We start from the raw sequence: 15,974 nt of genomic DNA, 5'->3' as shown, positions 1-15,974 counted from the left end.
CGTTGCAGGATGATGGATGGGCAGAGCGCCGTCTCGTCCGGAGAGGTGAGCAGCGGTCATGTCGATAAGTTCAAGCCTTCCTTCCTTCGATCCGCTTGATCGGATGACGTTGCAGGCGCAGGCCTATCAGCAACTGCGCAAGGCGTTGATGGCCGGGGTGTTCAAGCCGGGCACAGTGATCACCATACGCGCCGCCGCCGAGGCGCTGGGCACCAGCCCGATGCCTGTGCGCGCGGCTCTGCAACGGTTGGAGGCGGAAGGCGCGCTGGTCGCGAGGGGCAGCAAGCGCACGCTGGAGATCCCCGCACTGACGCGCGACGAATACCAGGAACTGCGCGACATCCGGGTGCAGCTGGACGGGCTGGCGGCCGAGCGCGCCGCGGCCAACGTGACGCCGGACGAGGTCGATGAGATCGACGCCCTGTGCCGCGCCATGCAGGCGGCGGCTGAGGCGGGAATTCTGGATGACTATGTCCGCACCAACTGGGATTTCCATCTGGCGATCTGCCGGGCAAGCCGCATGGAACGACTGGTCGCCCTGATCGAAAATCTGTGGCTGCGGATCGGCCCCTATGTCCCGCTGATGATGCCGGACCGTGAAAGCATGGTCGCCAGCATGGGCGCGCACTGGAGAGCTGTGGAGGCGCTGCGGGCCAGGGACGGCGTCGCTGCGCGTCAGGCGATAGCCGACGACCTGACAAACTCCGGCGCCAAGCTGATGACGCAATTGGCGCAGGGTGCTGCAGCGGGCTGATCTGAAGCGGTCGCTATGGCTCTTGTCGTTTTCGTGTTGACAGCCCTGCTTGCGGCATGATTTGTGATCACAAAGAACACGACTTGGGAGAGACCGGTTCAACCGGCGCCGAAGGAGCAACCGCCCCGGAAACTCTCAGGCACCAGGGACCAGGTCGTGACATAATTCTGGAAAGAGGCGCCCAGAGCGTCCGCCGACGGGATAACGATCTCAGGCAAACCGACAGAAGGGGCGCAGTTGGACCGGGGAACCGGCCGGGGAAATGCGCCTATGACACTTGCTTCTCATCACGACACAGGTGCGCCCGCGCTCAGCGTGCTCGACCTGTTCACCATCGGCGTAGGGCCTTCCAGTTCGCACACGGTGGGGCCGATGCGTGCTGCGGCCGCATTTGGTGAAGCGGCGCTGCTGGAGGGGCGGCCGACGGCCGTTCGCTGTGAGCTCTACGGATCGCTGGCCCTGACGGGGCGCGGACATGCTACCGATGTCGCGGTCCTGCTGGGGCTGTGTGGCTTGAGGCCGGAAGGGGTTGATCCCGACGCTGTGCCGACGTTGATTGAAGAAATCCGTCGGACGAAAGCGCTGCAACTGGGCGGACAGGTCGCTGTTCCGTTCGACGAGGATCAGCAGCTTGTCTTCCATTTCGGAGAGTTCCTGCCCGGCCATCCCAACGCCATGCGTCTGTCGGCGGACTATGCTGACGGCCGCCGGATCGAACGAACCTATTATTCCATTGGCGGGGGGGCGGTGAGGGAAGAGGGCGGCCATGCGCCGCCGCGTCAGAATGTTCAGGTCGCCCGTCCGTTCACCTCTGGCGCGGATCTGCTGTCAATCGGCGCCGAGACAGGGCTTTCAATCGCTGACATCGTCTGGGGCAATGAAGAAGCCTGGCGTTCGCGCGAGGAAACCGCCGCCTTCATTGACGCCGTCCGGCTGGCCATGCTGGCCTGCATCGAGCGCGGCTATCGCCAGGAAGGCATCCTTCCCGGCGGACTGAACGTCCGCAGGCGGGCCAAGAGCCTGCATGACGCCCTGACGGCGCGTGGGCCGCGCACGGACCCGTCACATGTCTTCGAGTGGGTCAGTCTTTATGCGCTGAGCGTGAACGAAGAGAACGCCGCCGGGGGGCGTGTGGTCACGGCGCCGACCAATGGTGCAGCGGGCGTTCTGCCTGCGGTGATGAAATACTACGAAGCCTTCGTTCCGGGATCGACGCTTGAGGGCAGCCGGACCTTCCTGGTCACGGCCGCCGCAATCGGCTTTCTCTACAAGACCAGAGCCTCGATCTCCGCCGCCGAAATGGGGTGTCAGGGCGAAGTCGGCGTCGCCTGTTCGATGGCCGCAGCGGGTCTGGTGGCCGCACTGGGCGGCACGAACGAGCAGGTCGAAAACGCCGCCGAGATCGGCATGGAGCACAATCTGGGCCTGACCTGTGATCCCATTGGGGGCTTGGTTCAGATCCCCTGCATCGAACGCAACACCATGGGCGCCGTGAAGGCGATCAACGCCGCCTATCTCGCCCTGCAGGGCGATGGAAAGCACGTCGTTTCTCTGGACGCCGTGATCGAGACCATGCGCCAGACGGGCGAGGATATGCGGTCAAAATACAAGGAGACCAGCCTTGGCGGTCTCGCAGTCAACGTCGTCGAATGCTGAGGAGGAGCACCAGAATGTCAGACTTTTTCGCGCGCAACCTGAAGGCGGATTCGGTCATCTATGACGCGATCAATCAGGAGGCCGTTCGCCAGAACAGCCAGATCGAGCTGATCGCAAGCGAGAACATCACGTCGCCTGCGGTGATCGCCGCTCAGGGCAGTGTTCTCACGAACAAATACGCAGAGGGGTATCCCGGAAAACGCTACTATGGCGGGTGCGAATATGTCGACATCGTCGAGCGTGTCGCCATTGAGCGGGCTTGCGAACTGTTCGGCAGCGCCTACGCCAATGTGCAGTCGCATTCCGGCGCGCAGGCGAACGGGGCGGTGCTGATGGCGCTGCTCAAGCCTGGCGATGTCATCCTGGGCATGTCTCTCGACGCGGGGGGGCATCTGACGCACGGCGCCAAGCCGACTCTATCCGGGAAATGGTTCACGCCGGTCCAGTACGGCGTACGTGAGAGTGATGGTCTGATCGACTATGATCAGGTCCAGTCCCTCGCCGAACAGCACCGCCCCAAGCTGATCATCGCAGGGGGGTCGGCGATCCCGCGTCAGATCGATTTCGCGCGGTTCCGCCAGATCGCCGACAGCGTGGAGGCCTATCTGCTGGTGGATATGGCTCACATCGCGGGTCTGGTGGCGGGCGGCCTGCATCCCAGCCCGGTGCCGCATGCCCACATCGTGACCAGCACGACTCACAAGACGCTGCGTGGGCCGCGCGGCGGTCTGATCCTGACGAATGACGAGGTGCTGGCCAAGAAGATCAACTCGGCGGTGTTCCCCGGACTGCAGGGCGGGCCTCTGATGCATGTGATCGCAGGCAAGGCTGTCGCGTTCGGCGAGGCGCTGGACCCCTCCTTCAAGGACTACGCGCAACAGGTGGTGTTGAACGCACGGGCTCTGGGTGCAGCTCTGATCGAGCGGGGCTTTGATTTGGTCACCGGCGGCACAGACACCCATCTGGTGCTGGTTGATCTGCGCTCACGCGACATCAGCGGACGTGAGGCGGAAGTCAGCCTCGAGCACGCCCACCTCACCTGCAACAAGAACGGCATTCCGTTCGACCCGCGTCCGCCTGCGCAGACCAGCGGCATCCGTTTGGGGTCCCCTGCGGGAACCACGCGAGGATTCAAGGAGGCTGAGTTCACCCAGGTCGGTCATCTGATCGCCGACGTACTGGACGCGCTGGTCGACAATCGGGAGGACAACTCGCAGGCAGAGGCCAAGGCGCGGCAAGCGGTTCTGGCGCTGACGGCGGCCTTCCCGGTCTATGGGTTGCAGGCTGGATCCGATGGCGTCATCCCGGAGCTTCTGTGATGGACGGCGAAAGGGGGGAGCCCGGGCGGCGCACGCCGCTCTATGACCTGCATCTGGCCAATGGCGGCAAGATGGTCCAGTTCGCGGGCTATGACTTGCCGGTCCAGTATGCGGCGGGGGTGTTGAAGGAACACCTGCACACACGCGAAGCCGCCGGTCTGTTCGACGTCTCACACATGGGGCAGGTGGAGCTTCGTCCGCGTAGTGGCGATCTCACCGATGTCGCCCAAGCGCTGGAGCGGCTTGTCCCGGCTGATATCGTAAGCTTGTCACCCAGTCGCCAGAGGTACGGCGTCTTCACCAACGCAGCGGGCGGCATTCTGGATGACCTGATGATCGCCAACCTGGGCGACCGCCTCTATCTGGTCGTCAACGCTGCCTGCAAGGCGGATGACATTGAGCATTTGCGGCGGTCTCTGAGCGAGGAGGTCGAAATCGTCGAGCACCCGGATCGGGCGCTTCTGGCGTTGCAGGGGCCGCTGGCGGAGGCCGCACTGTCGCAACTGGGCGACGGCTTCGCGGATCTCGCCTTTATGGGAATCCGTGAGCTGGATGTGGCCGGCGTGCGCTGTACGGTTTCTCGTTCTGGATACACCGGAGAAGATGGGTTCGAGATCGGAATGCCCGGCGAGGCCGCTGTTCATGTGGCCCAGGCCTTGCTCGCCATCGAGGGCGTGAAACCGATCGGCCTGGCCGCGCGTGACAGTCTGCGGCTTGAGGCCGGCTTGTGCCTCTATGGCTCCGACCTGACGACGGACACCACGCCGGTCGAGGCGGCGCTGGAATGGTCGATTCAGAAGTCGCGTCGTCCGGGCGGCGTCAGGGCAGGAGGCTATCCGGGCGCGGACGTCATCGAGGCTCAATTAACACAAGGCGCGTCGCGGCGCCGGGTCGGCCTGCGCCCGCCGGAACGTACGCCGGTGCGTAGCGGAACACTGCTGTACGATTCCATATCTGCAGCGACTCCATTGGGGCAGGTCACCTCGGGCGGGTTCGGTCCCAGCGTCGGCGGAGCGGTTTCGATGGCCTACGTCCCGATCGCTCATGCTGCAGTCGGTTCAGTTCTCTATGCCGAGGTTCGCGGAATGCGTCTGCCGGTGACGGTCAGCGAAACGCCATTCATCCAGAAAACCTACAAACGATAACCAGCCAGAGGGAGGGCTTCATGACCTATTATACGCAGGACCACGAATGGGTGAGACACGAGGGCGATCTCGCCGTCGTCGGGATTACGCAGCACGCCGCAGAAGCGCTGGGCGATCTGGTCTTCATCGACTTGCACGCCGACGGAAAACAGGTGTCGGCGGGCGACGCGGTGGCGGTGGTGGAATCGGTCAAGGCCGCCTCCGACATCTACGCCCCTGTCGCGGGGCAGGTCGTGGAGGTCAACACCGCCCTGTCTGATGACCCGGCGGTGGTCAGTGCCGACCCGGAGGGGGCAGGCTGGCTGGTCAAGATCCGGCTGGATGACCCGGCAAGCCTGTCGGAACTTCTGGACCGCGCAGCCTATGACGCGCTGGTCGCCGGCGCCTAGTCGCGGAGTATTCTGATGAGCAATTCCAGCAACGCCACTCTCGGCGCCTTCGTTCACCGTCACATCGGTCCTGATGAGGCCGAAACGGCTGAGATGCTGAAACTTCTGGGCGTGCCGGATCTGGACGGCCTGATCGAGCAGACAGTCCCAGCCAGTATTCGCGACCGCTCCAGCCTGGGGTTCGGCCCGGGGTTGGATGAGACGACCTGTCTGGAACGCCTGCGTGAGATCGCCCGGCGCAACAAGCGGTTCACCTCGCTGATCGGCCAAGGGTACTACGGCACGAAAATGCCGCTGGTGATCCTGCGTAATCTGATGGAGAGCCCGGCCTGGTACACGGCCTACACGCCCTATCAGCCAGAGATCAGCCAGGGACGGCTTGAGGCCCTGCTGAACTTCCAGACACTGGTGTGCGAACTGACCGGATTGGACGTGGCGAACGCCTCGTTGCTGGATGAAGCCACGGCGGCAGCCGAGGCGATGGCCCTGGCGCAGCGTTCGGCGTCTTCGAAGGCGGACAGCTTCTTTGTCGACGCCGACTGCTTCCCCCAGACGATCTCTGTCGTCAAAACCCGTGCTGAGGCGCTGGGCTGGCGGTTGGTCATCGGCGATCCCGAGAAGGATCTGGCAGCCGCTGACGTTTTCGGTGCGTTGCTGCAGTATCCGGGCGCGTCAGGACAGGTGCGCGACATCAAGCCTGTCATCGCTCAGTTACACGAGGCAGGCGCTATTGCGGCGGTCGCTGCGGACCCCTTGGCGCTGACGCTGCTGGCAAGTCCCGGTTCTTTGGGCGCGGATATCGTCGTCGGTTCCATGCAACGCTATGGCGTGCCGATGGGATGCGGCGGCCCTCATGCGGGCTATATGGCTGTGCGTGACACACTGAAGCGCTCGATCCCCGGACGACTGGTCGGCGTGTCGCAGGACAGTCGGGGGCGGCCTGCCTACCGTCTGGCGCTCCAGACGCGCGAACAGCATATCCGCCGCGAGAAGGCGACCTCCAACATCTGCACCGCCCAGGTGCTGCTGGCGATCATCGCCTCCATGTATGCGGTCTATCATGGGCCGGATGGGTTGCGCGCCATCGCTCAGCGCATCCATGACCTGACGGCCCGTCTTGCGCAGGCGTTGGCCGATCAGGGTTTTGAACGCATCAACAGCGCCTTCTTTGACACCCTGACCATCCAGACGGGAGGCCAGACCTCTGCGATCCATGAGCGCGCCCGTGCGGCGGGCGTCAATCTGCGGCGTATTGACGAGAACACCTTGGGGGTGTCGCTGGATGAGACGTCTTCGGACGAGACGGTGCGATTGGTGCTGGCGATCTTTGCGCCGGCGGCCACATCGAGCGCGACTGCAGACTCCCGTCAGGCGCTGGCAGGCATTCCGGCCGATCAGGTCAGAAGCGGCCCGTTCCTCGAACATCCGGTCTTCCACCGCTATCGTTCTGAAACCGAGATGCTGCGTTATCTGCGGCGTCTGGCGGACAGGGATCTGGCGCTGGATCGGACGATGATCCCGCTGGGGTCGTGCACGATGAAACTGAACGCTACGGTCGAGATGATCCCGGTCACCTGGCCCGAGTTCGGTGAAATCCACCCCTTCGCGCCCGAAGATCAACTGGCTGGTTATCAGTTGCTGTTCGATGATCTTGAGACCCGTCTGTGTGCGATCAGCGGCTATGACGCCGTGTCTTTGCAGCCGAACTCCGGCGCGCAGGGCGAATATGCCGGCCTTCTGGCCATTCGCGCCTATCACCGCAGCCGTGGCGACATCCAGCGGGAGGTGTGTCTGATCCCGGCTTCTGCCCACGGCACCAATCCCGCTTCGGCTCAGTTGGCGGGCATGTCCGTCGTCGTGGTCGCCTGCGATGCGACGGGCAATGTCGACATCACGGACCTGCGCGCCAAGATCGAACAGGTCGGTGACCGGCTGGCCGCGATCATGATCACCTATCCGTCCACCCATGGCGTGTTCGAAGAGAGCATTCGCGAGATCTGCGACCTGACCCATGCGGCGGGGGGGCAGGTTTATCTGGACGGCGCCAATCTGAATGCCCAGGTCGGCCTGTGCCGTCCAGGCGCCTATGGGGCGGACGTCAGCCACTTCAATCTGCACAAGACCTTCTGCATCCCGCATGGTGGCGGCGGTCCGGGCATGGGGCCGATCGGGGTTCGCGCCCATCTCGCGCCCTTCCTCCCCAGCGCGCCCCAGACAGGCGAGATCGGCGCTGTTTCGGCCGCGCCCTATGGGTCGGCGTCAATCCTGCCGATCTCCTACGCCTACATCCTGTTGATGGGGGATGAGGGGCTGAAGCGGGCGACCGAGGTGGCGATCCTCAACGCCAACTACATCGCCGAAAGGCTCGCGCCTCATTTCCCGATCCTGTACCGGGGTGATCAGGGGCGCGTCGCCCACGAGTGCATTCTTGATCTGCGTCCGTTCAAGGATGCGACCGGGGTGACGGTCGATGATGTGGCCAAGCGTCTGATCGATCATGGCTTCCATGCGCCGACCATGAGCTTCCCGGTCGCGGGCACCCTGATGATCGAGCCGACGGAATCCGAAGGCCAAGCCGAACTGGATCGCTTCTGCGACGCCATGATCGCCATTCGGCGCGAGATCGCCGATGTCGAACAGGGGCGGCTGGTCATTGAAGACAGCCCGCTTCGTCATGCGCCCCATACTGCGGATGATGTCGCCGCCGATGTGTGGAATCGCGCCTATCCGCGTGCCCAGGGCTGGCTTGGCTTTGGGGCGCAGACAGGCTCCAAATATTGGCCGCCGGTCAACCGGATCGACAATGTGTTCGGCGACCGCAATCTGGTGTGTTCCTGTCCGCCGCTGGAAAGCTACGCACAGGCGGCTGAATGAAGGACAGGCTTCGGATACATGCGATCGACGCGGACTTCGACGGCGGCAATATCGTCGTCGAAGACGTGGCGGGCACGCGCGCACGGCTGAAGATCAGGCGCGACAGCCGTGCGCCATGGGCCCAGTGGTTTCATTTCGTGGTCAGGGGCGACCCAGGCGCTCTATGCGAGCTTCAGATCGTCAACGCTGCGGAATGCACCTATCCGGATGGATGGGCGTCGTATCGCGCGTGCGTTTCCGAAGACGGGCGCCACTGGGTCCGCGCCGAGACCCGCTATGTTGCGGGCGTCCTGTCCATTCATCACCAGCTGACGGGAGCAGCGGTCGAGGTCGCCTATTTCGCCCCCTATGGTCTGGATGCGCATGCGCGCCTGCTGGATCACGGCGCAGCCCGTGGTGGACGGCATCAACTGGCCCTGACGCCGACCGGCCGGGCGATTGAGCGGCTGGTGTTCGGACAGGGCGACTTCCGCATGTGGCTGCTGGGGCGCCAACACCCTGGCGAGCCCATGGCCAGTTGGTGGATGGAGGGCGCGGTCGCACGGTTGAGCGAAATGACGACACAGAGGGCTGACCTGTTTGAGCGCGCCAGCATCAGCGTCGTGCCCCTGGTCAATCCGGACGGCGTGGTTCTCGGCAATCTCCGCGCCAACGCTGCAGGGCGCGATCTGAACCGCGAGTGGAATGATCCGCACCGGCTAGAGGCCCCCGAGGTCGCCGGGCTTCTGGACGAAATGGGGCGGTGGGGCGCGGATCTGGTGCTGGATGTGCACGGTGACGAATGCGTGCCGCACGTCTTCATAGACAGCCGGCCCGCTTCGCCATACCCCGAAACCGCGCAGAGGCAGGCGGACGGCGCCAAACGGTTCGAGAGACTGCTCCAAGCTCGAAACTCGGCGTTCCAGACCGCTGTCGGCTATCCCGAGGATTATGCCGGCGATGGGGCTGTGGGCATGTGCGCCCGTGCCGTCTCTGCCCGTTTCGGCGCCGTCGGCATGACCCTGGAAATGCCGTTCAGCCGGTCGCTCGAGGCACCCGACTTCGTCGCCGACTGGTCGCCACAGGCCTGCATCCAGTTAGGCCGAGACTGCATCGACAGTCTGGCGGCCTGGATGAACCACGACCCCTAGCATGGATCGAACTATGTCTGTCCGTCACCTGATGAAAACCGCGCAGGCGCCCGTGCCAGTTCGCCCCCGCCGCGGGCTAATGCTCCTGTCGGTCATCGCCGTCGTCTCGGCGCTGTGCGTGCCGGCTGAGGCGGCGGAAGCCAGGCTGATGCGCTTTCCCGACATTCATGGGCGCGAGGTGGCGTTCTCTTATGGCGGCGAACTGTGGAGCGCATCAATCGACGGCGGGTTGGCGCGTCAGTTGACCAGCGGACCGGGGCTGAAGCTGTTTCCCAAATACTCGTCGGACGGGCGTTGGATCGCCTTCACAGGCCAGTACGGTGGAGACGAACAGGTTTATGTCATTCCCTCAGAAGGGGGTGTCCCCAGACAACTGACCTTCTATCCGGCGCGCGGTCCGCTGCCGGCGCGATACGGTTACGACAATCAGGTCACGGGCTGGACGCCGGATGGATCGGCGGTCGTGTTCAGGTCGTTGCGGGACGTCTCTGCGCCGTCGCAGTCGCGCCTCTACACCGTGCCTGCCGCTGGCGGCGATGTCGCCGCCCTGCCGATGGCGCGGGCGGGGGCCGGGGTCTTTTCGCCGGATGGCGGCAAGGTGCTGTTCTCGACCACGTCGCAGGATTTCCGGACGTGGAAGCGGTATCAGGGCGGGCTGGCGCAGGACCTGTTTGTCGCTGATCTCGGCTCCAAGACCTTGACCAATATCACTCGGGATCCCCGCACGGATCGCGATCCGATGTGGACGACGCGCGGGATATATTTCCTGTCCGATCGGGACGGGCGCCTCAATCTGTATCATCAGGATGAGCCGAGTTCAGCGCCCAGACAGTTGACCCATTTCACGCAAGGCGACGCCGCATTCGCCAGCGCTGACGCCGGGGGCGACGTGGTCTTCCAGTATGAAGGTTCGCTCCAGGTCTATGAGGCGGCGACTGGTCAGACGCGGGTGCTGGAGATTGAGTTGCCTGCTTCAGACGAAGCGGCGCGCCCCAGAACGGTCAAGGTCGGCGACCAGATCGAGAAGGTCGCGCTGTCACCGGATGGGGAGCGGCTGGCCGTCATCGCTCGTGGCGACCTGTTCGTGGTCCCTGCAGGCCGGGAGGGCGCAGTGGTCAATCTGACCAACAGTTCGACCGCCCACGATCGTGAGGCGGCCTGGTCGCCAGATGGCCGCACAATCGCCTATCTGTCCGATGCAGGCGGCGAGGAAGAACTGTGGACCATCAACGCGGATGGCGGCTCCGCCAAGCAGATCACGCGTGGGAATACATCCCGCTACTCTCGTCCGCTCTGGTCGCCGGACGGACGTCGAATTGCCTATCTGGACAAGGACGGTGATCTCTTCGTCGTCGATGTCGCGACGGGAGCGCGACGCAAGGCCGGCGCGACCAAGGCCTGGTATCAGCAGGACTACTCCTGGTCGCCCGACAGCCGCTATCTGGCGTTCGTTGAGATGCAGCCGACCAATTTTCGCACCATCAGGATCTGGGATGGATCGACGGGCGCGGAGGCCGCAGCCGTCACGGATCCGCTGTACGATTCATGGAATCCGACGTGGTCGCCGGATGGGCGCTATCTGTGGTTCCAGTCGGTTCGCGACGTGAACCTGCAGATGAGCGAAACTGACTGGAACTTCGCCCCTTCACGTCAGACACGCCTTTATCTGCTCACACTGCAGGACGACACAGCTAACCCGTTCGGTGCAGAAAACGGCGGTCGAAATGCAGCGTCCGGCGCCGCTGACGCCGATAGACGCACAAACCTTCGTGATGGTCGAATGCGGCCGATCCAGTTCGCGGGGCTGGCGCAGCGGCTGATCCGTGCGCCGCTGAAGCCCGACAACTACGCGGACCTGACGGCGACGTCCGACGGGTTGCTCTATCGTATCGAGCAGCCTCGATTTTTCGGTGAGAACGACGTCACCGGCGACCTTTACATTTTCAGCCTGAAAAACGGCCAGGCCAGCCGCATCCGCGAGGATGTAGCGGACTATGATCGGGCCATAGGCGACGGGCGCGTGCTGCTGCGTGACAAGGCTGGAAAACGCGCGCTTGCTCATCTGGATGGCGACCTCAAGATTGCTGGTGAAGCACAACCGGTCGTGCTGGATGCTCTGACCTCCCTGGTCGTTCCGCGCCAGGAGTGGGCCACCATCTTTTCTGAAGCTTGGCGACGGTATCGCGACTTCTTCTACGATCCCCAGATGCACGGCCATGATTGGAAGGCGGTCCGAGATCATTACGAACGGCTTCTGCCGGCCGTCGGGACACGCGCCGACCTGAACTATCTGATCGGTGAAATGATCGGTGAGTTGAACATCAGCCACGCCTATGTCGGCGGCGGACAGGAAAGCCTGCCGGATCGCCCAAAGACCGGCCTCATCGGCGCCCGTTTCACCTTTGATCGATCGGCCAACGTCTGGAGGATCGCGCGCATACTGGAAGGCGATAATGGCGATCCCCTATATCGTTCGCCTCTGACTGAGGTCGGCGTCGGGGTTAGGTCGGGCGATGCCCTGTTGTCTGTGGATGGGCGCGTTCTTGACGCCGACACATCGCCTTATCTGGCTCTGGCCGGAAAGGCTGGAAGGGTGGTGGAGTTGGGCGTGCGGCGCGATGGTTCGGCGGCGCGACGTGTCCAGGTTGAGACGCTGGATACGGAGGCGCCCCTGATCCGTTTCAACGAAACGCTTGAGGCGCGCAGGCTGGTTGATCGGCTCTCGAACGGCCGCATCGGCTATGTCCACATCTCCGACATGGATGGAGGCGGCCTCAAGGAGTTCGTCAAGGACTGGTATGGGCAGATACGCAAGGATGGCATGATCATCGACATCCGGGGCAATGCGGGCGGTCGCGTTTCACGGATGATTTTGGAACGGTTGGTGAGACCTGCCTACACTCGCGGCTTTGTGCGGGGTCTGCAGATACCGCAAACCTATCCGTGGGGCGGCTATACACAGGTCTTCACCGGTGAAATGGCCATGCTGGTCGATGAGACGACCATGTCCGACGGCGACACCATGGCCTGGACGTTTCAGCAGACCCGGCGCGGCCCGCTGATCGGTCGTCGCACGTGGGGTGGCGTGATCGGGGCGGGCGACACCGGCCCGATGCTGGACGGCGGACTGATCACTGTGCCGCAGTTCGCCCTGACCGGTCCCAATGGCGAATGGATCATCGAAGGCGAGGGCGTCACGCCCGATATCGACGTCGATCTGGATCAGCCTGCGCTGAAGGGACTGCCAGACGCCCAGATCACGGCGGCGGTTGACAATATCCTCAGCCGCCTGAGCGGCCGACCCGGCGATCTCGGCGGCCCTCAGCCCTACCCCGTAAAGCCCTGAAGCGGCGCAGACCTCTCGGGGAAGGGCGCAATCAGATCAGCCGCTCCTGGCGCGCCGCATCATAGAGGGCCAGGTTCACGAAGGCGGCCGTCATCAAGGGGGCGGGCAGGCTGGCGGCCTTTGCGCGATGGACCAGATCACCGATGATCGCGTCCGCCTCGACCGCCAGCCCTGCCTGCATGTCACGGAACATGGAGGACGACAGCGGGGCCTCTGTGTTGGTCAGTTGCGCCCGCGTGCCGGCGACATAGTCGGGGCGTGGCGCGATGCCGACGGCGGATATGATGGCGGCCGCTTCGTCGATGATGGCATGGACCGCATCCGTGCCTGATGGGGCGGCATTGATCTGGCCTGTATCGCCGCGCAACAGACAGGTCGAGCCAGCCAGCGAGGACAGGAAGAACCACTTCTCCCACATCTCCAGCGCGATGTCGGCCGACAGGCGCGCATTGAAGCCTGCCCCCTTCATGAAGCCATCCAGGCGCTGGATCCGGTCTGACTGCGACCCGTCCAGTTCGCCATAGGTCAGGTCCTGCATCGGGTTGAGTTGCAGGATCTCGCCCGCCTCGCCCAGGGTGGTCGAACATTTGCACAGCCCGCCGATGACAGCCTGCGTCCCGAACCGCTCGGTCAGGCGGTCGATGTGGGCCATGCCGTTCAGGATCGGCAGGATCATCGTCTCTGGCCTGACCGCAGGCGCGATATCGGCCAGGGCGGCGTCCAGGGCATAGGCCTTCACCGTCAGGAAGATGGCGTCATAGGTCTGATCCAGCCCGTCGGCCTGAACCAGGTCGGGCACCAGATCCACGTCGCCATGCGGGCTGCGGATCTGCAGGCCGGTGGCGCGAAGCTGTTCTGCACGTCGAGGTCGGACCAGAAAGGTCACGTCCCGCCCCGCCTGCTGCAGACGTCCGCCGAAATATCCGCCTGTTGAGCCTGCGCCAACCACCAGAAGTTTCATGCTGATTTCCTCTCCGGCCTGGGCGCGGCTCAGTCGATTTTCACAAGACGGTCCAGGCTGACGGCACCGGGGCCACGTGCGATCAGATAGGCAAGCGGTCCGGCCCAGAGAAGATGGGTAGGCCAACCGGTCGGGATCACGAACACCTCGATCACGATGGTCATGATCAGCAGTCCAAGTGCGGCCGGGCGTGTCATCAACCCCAGCACCAGCAGGATCGGAAGCAGGTGTTCGGCATAGGTCGTCACATAGGCGGCTGCGTCGGGCGACAGCAGCGGCACATGATATTCCTCGGCAAACAGATAATGGGTCGAGGGCGACAGGGTCAGAAAGCCTTCCACCTTGGTGCGGCCGGACAGGAAGAAGGGCGCGGCGATCCCGACGCGCAACAACAGGGCCAGCGACCATTCGGGCACGGCGGCAGTGATGCGCTGGTGAATGCGGGCGACAGGGTTCATGGGCGTGCAATCTTGATGATGGCGGAATCGAAGACGCCCAGGCCGATCAGGTCTGCGAACAGGCCAGAGGCATCCAGATGCGGTTGGGTCGATTGGGCGGTCAGGGCGGCAGCGCCGAAGGACAATCCTTTTCGGCCGGCATCCAGAAAGGCCCATTCGGCGCGGGTCAGGCGTCGCGCATGCACTTCAGCATCGGGTCGGTGGATCAGCAGACCCTGGGCCTCGGCCCTCCAGGACAGATCTGTCTCGGCCTGCGGGTCTCGATGCGCCAGCCATAGTGATGGCACGGTCCAGTCGAACCAGAACAGCCGCGCTGACGCGTGCAGACGGGCTGGAATCCCGGCCAGGGCCAACCCCGCATCTGCCGCTTGGCCGGGGTTCAGTGGGGTAGCATTCGGGGCCAGATGCGCCTCGGTCCAGGCGCGGTCCAGACGCGCGGTTGGGGCCAGATAGGGCATGACCCGCGCGGGTTCGAAACGCGCCAGCCATTCAGGAAAGCCTTCGCCATAGGCGGCCAGCACCGGATCATCGCCCGGCTCTGCCTCCACGAACTCACGCGCGGCGGCGCGGAACCACTCGCTTCCGACCATTTGGGCCACGGTCGGATAGTTGGCCTCCAGGGCGTCGATCCGTGCCTTGATCGCGGTGTTGCGATAGACGGCCAGGGCGGCCTGCGTATGCGCACTCGGCCCGGCCCCGTTCGTCGTCAGGTGGGGCCACAGCGGCTCAGACTGTCCCTCCAAAGCCTGGGCGAAGGCGGCGTGGAAGGCGGTCATGCGGCCATCTCCAAGCCGCTCAGCACATCTGCGGCGCGGGCCTGTTCCGTCAGCAGTTCGGAAAACTCGGGCACGTCGCCGTCACGCTCGATCAGGGTCGGGCGAGCACCGATACGGGCGACCAGGCGCTCATGCAGTCGCCAGACCGTGTCTGCGACCGGGGCGTCATGACTGTCGATCAGCAGGGCCTCGCCCAGGGCGGCGTCGGGCCGGTGCCCCGCCAGATGGATCTCTCCGACCAGATCAGCCGGGATGCGGTCGATCCAGTTCTCAGCCGAAAATCCCATGTTAGCGGCGCTGACGTGGACATTGTTGACGTCGACCAGCAGGCCGCAGCCGGTGCGGCGGGCGATCTCGACCAGAAACTCGACCTCGTCCCATTCATGACCGGCCAACGGCAGATAGGCGCTGGGGTTTTCGATCAACAGCGGGCGTCCCAGGGCGATCTGGGCCTCGTCGATATGATCGCACACCAGCGCCAGAACCTCGCGGCTGCGCGGCACCGGCAGCAGGTCGGGATGATAGATGTTCCCGCGCCGCGACCAGGCCAGATGCTCGGACACGATGAAGGGCTCATACCGGTCGATAAGGGCGCGGAACCGGGCCAGATGCGAGCGGTCGGGCCGCTCATCTCCGGCCAGCGACAGGCCCACGCCATGCAGCGACAAGGGGCGGCGACTGCGTATCCGCTCCAGCCAACTCATGCGCGGTCCGCCTTCGACCATGTAGTTTTCCGGATGAACCTCGAACCACAGGCCCTGTTGTGCGCCGACCGCCGGACAGGCTTCGGCCTCGGCATAGTGTTGGGGCTTCAGGCCTACCCCGGCGGTCGGGCGGGCGGACATCAGCGGTTCGGGATCGCGGTCAGCGAACCATTGCCCTTGGGCGTCTGGATCGCGGTGCAGGTGCCCTTGGGCGCCAGCTTCCAGGCATTGCCCTGATAGTCGCGCACCGATGTGCCGGCGCAGGTCGTGCCGGGCCCGGCGGCGCAATCATTCTGACCAGCCTTAGCGATGCCGAAGCATTTTTCCATGCCCTGTTCCTGCTGGGCGGTCGGGCGGTTCTGGGCGGCGGCGACGTTGGCGCTGAGGACAAGCAGTGCGCTGGCACCGGCCAGAATCCGGGTGGAGGTGTTCATGGGGTCGTCTCCTGCAAAGGGGGCCGGT

General features: G+C 64.3%; 13 protein-coding genes and 1 riboswitch. Of the genes, 8 read left to right on the top strand and 5 right to left on the bottom strand.

What is annotated here, in order from left to right:
• The first annotated feature begins 58 nt into the window (after positions 1–58).
• From KWG56_RS11860 to KWG56_RS11825, 8 genes are all read left to right on the top strand, one after another.
• Entirely contained in the window at positions 59–754 is a 696-nt protein-coding gene (locus tag KWG56_RS11860) for a GntR family transcriptional regulator (RefSeq protein WP_219354912.1), read from the top strand.
• A 74-nt stretch (positions 755–828) separates the two neighbouring features.
• A riboswitch (glycine riboswitch) is annotated at positions 829–916 on the top strand.
• A gap of 108 nt (positions 917–1,024) precedes the next feature.
• Positions 1,025–2,410, top strand: coding sequence for an L-serine ammonia-lyase (locus KWG56_RS11855; protein ID WP_219354911.1), 1,386 nt, complete (start codon positions 1,025–1,027; stop codon positions 2,408–2,410).
• Positions 2,411–2,424: 14 nt separating this feature from the next.
• Complete coding sequence (gene glyA / locus KWG56_RS11850) at positions 2,425–3,729, top strand: serine hydroxymethyltransferase (protein WP_280638380.1); 1,305 nt, start codon at positions 2,425–2,427, stop codon at positions 3,727–3,729.
• Positions 3,729–4,874 carry a glycine cleavage system aminomethyltransferase GcvT gene (gene gcvT, locus KWG56_RS11845; RefSeq protein ID WP_219354909.1) on the top strand — a complete coding sequence of 382 codons (1,146 nt, stop codon included), beginning with the start codon at positions 3,729–3,731 and terminating at the stop codon, positions 4,872–4,874. The genes glyA and gcvT overlap by 1 nt, the downstream gene beginning before the upstream one ends.
• Before the next feature lie 20 nt (positions 4,875–4,894).
• Positions 4,895–5,263 (top strand): glycine cleavage system protein GcvH, encoded by a 369-nt coding sequence (gcvH, locus tag KWG56_RS11840; RefSeq protein WP_219354908.1) that lies wholly within the window; start codon positions 4,895–4,897, stop codon positions 5,261–5,263.
• A gap of 15 nt (positions 5,264–5,278) precedes the next feature.
• Positions 5,279–8,137: an aminomethyl-transferring glycine dehydrogenase gene (gcvP, locus tag KWG56_RS11835; RefSeq protein WP_219354907.1), complete on the top strand. Its 2,859-nt coding sequence runs from the start codon at positions 5,279–5,281 to the stop codon at positions 8,135–8,137.
• Entirely contained in the window at positions 8,134–9,267 is a 1,134-nt protein-coding gene (locus tag KWG56_RS11830; RefSeq protein ID WP_219354906.1) for a M14-type cytosolic carboxypeptidase, read from the top strand. Before gcvP ends, KWG56_RS11830 begins: the two co-directional genes overlap by 4 nt.
• A gap of 13 nt (positions 9,268–9,280) precedes the next feature.
• Positions 9,281–12,613, top strand: a complete 3,333-nt coding sequence (locus tag KWG56_RS11825; protein WP_219354905.1) for a S41 family peptidase — start codon at positions 9,281–9,283, stop codon at positions 12,611–12,613.
• Positions 12,614–12,644: 31 nt separating this feature from the next.
• On the opposite strand, the gene panE is transcribed toward KWG56_RS11825, so the two are convergent.
• From panE to KWG56_RS11800, 5 genes are read right to left on the bottom strand one after another with little or no spacing between them, the layout of a single operon-like run.
• Positions 12,645–13,574 (bottom strand): 2-dehydropantoate 2-reductase, encoded by a 930-nt coding sequence (gene panE / locus KWG56_RS11820; protein WP_219354904.1) that lies wholly within the window; start codon positions 13,572–13,574, stop codon positions 12,645–12,647.
• A gap of 29 nt (positions 13,575–13,603) precedes the next feature.
• A complete protein-coding gene (locus tag KWG56_RS11815) occupies positions 13,604–14,032 on the bottom strand; it encodes a DoxX family protein (RefSeq protein ID WP_219354903.1) in 429 nt (142 codons plus the stop codon).
• Positions 14,029–14,808, bottom strand: a complete 780-nt coding sequence (locus tag KWG56_RS11810; RefSeq protein ID WP_219354902.1) for an HvfC/BufC N-terminal domain-containing protein — start codon at positions 14,806–14,808, stop codon at positions 14,029–14,031. Before KWG56_RS11810 ends, KWG56_RS11815 begins: the two co-directional genes overlap by 4 nt.
• Entirely contained in the window at positions 14,805–15,653 is an 849-nt protein-coding gene (gene bufB, locus KWG56_RS11805; RefSeq protein ID WP_219354901.1) for an MNIO family bufferin maturase, read from the bottom strand. The genes KWG56_RS11810 and bufB overlap by 4 nt, the downstream gene beginning before the upstream one ends.
• The gene (locus KWG56_RS11800; RefSeq protein ID WP_219354900.1) at positions 15,653–15,946 is read right to left on the bottom strand and encodes a BufA1 family periplasmic bufferin-type metallophore; all 294 of its coding nucleotides are present in this window, start codon (positions 15,944–15,946) and stop codon (positions 15,653–15,655) included. Before KWG56_RS11800 ends, bufB begins: the two co-directional genes overlap by 1 nt.
• Positions 15,947–15,974 lie beyond the last annotated feature (28 nt).

The sequence above is a fragment of the Brevundimonas nasdae genome (assembly GCF_019395145.1).
GTDB classification, from domain to species: domain Bacteria; phylum Pseudomonadota; class Alphaproteobacteria; order Caulobacterales; family Caulobacteraceae; genus Brevundimonas; species Brevundimonas nasdae.
This window is presented reverse-complemented; position numbering and strand designations above follow the sequence as displayed.

Bases quoted from the DNA above. Each gene is read 5' to 3' on its own strand.
- KWG56_RS11800 (WP_219354900.1), bottom strand. From the start codon at position 15,946: ATGAACACCTCCACCCGGATTCTGGCCGGTGCCAGCGCACTGCTTGTC.
- bufB (WP_219354901.1), bottom strand. From the start codon at position 15,653: ATGTCCGCCCGCCCGACCGCCGGGGTAGGCCTGAAGCCCCAACACTAT.
- KWG56_RS11830 (WP_219354906.1), top strand. From the start codon at position 8,134: ATGAAGGACAGGCTTCGGATACATGCGATCGACGCGGACTTCGACGGC.
- KWG56_RS11815 (WP_219354903.1), bottom strand. From the start codon at position 14,032: ATGAACCCTGTCGCCCGCATTCACCAGCGCATCACTGCCGCCGTGCCC.
- KWG56_RS11860 (WP_219354912.1), top strand. From the start codon at position 59: ATGTCGATAAGTTCAAGCCTTCCTTCCTTCGATCCGCTTGATCGGATG.
- gcvH (WP_219354908.1), top strand. From the start codon at position 4,895: ATGACCTATTATACGCAGGACCACGAATGGGTGAGACACGAGGGCGAT.
- KWG56_RS11855 (WP_219354911.1), top strand. From the start codon at position 1,025: ATGACACTTGCTTCTCATCACGACACAGGTGCGCCCGCGCTCAGCGTG.
- gcvP (WP_219354907.1), top strand. From the start codon at position 5,279: ATGAGCAATTCCAGCAACGCCACTCTCGGCGCCTTCGTTCACCGTCAC.
- KWG56_RS11810 (WP_219354902.1), bottom strand. From the start codon at position 14,808: ATGACCGCCTTCCACGCCGCCTTCGCCCAGGCTTTGGAGGGACAGTCT.
- panE (WP_219354904.1), bottom strand. From the start codon at position 13,574: ATGAAACTTCTGGTGGTTGGCGCAGGCTCAACAGGCGGATATTTCGGC.
- glyA (WP_280638380.1), top strand. From the start codon at position 2,425: ATGTCAGACTTTTTCGCGCGCAACCTGAAGGCGGATTCGGTCATCTAT.
- gcvT (WP_219354909.1), top strand. From the start codon at position 3,729: ATGGACGGCGAAAGGGGGGAGCCCGGGCGGCGCACGCCGCTCTATGAC.
- KWG56_RS11825 (WP_219354905.1), top strand. From the start codon at position 9,281: ATGTCTGTCCGTCACCTGATGAAAACCGCGCAGGCGCCCGTGCCAGTT.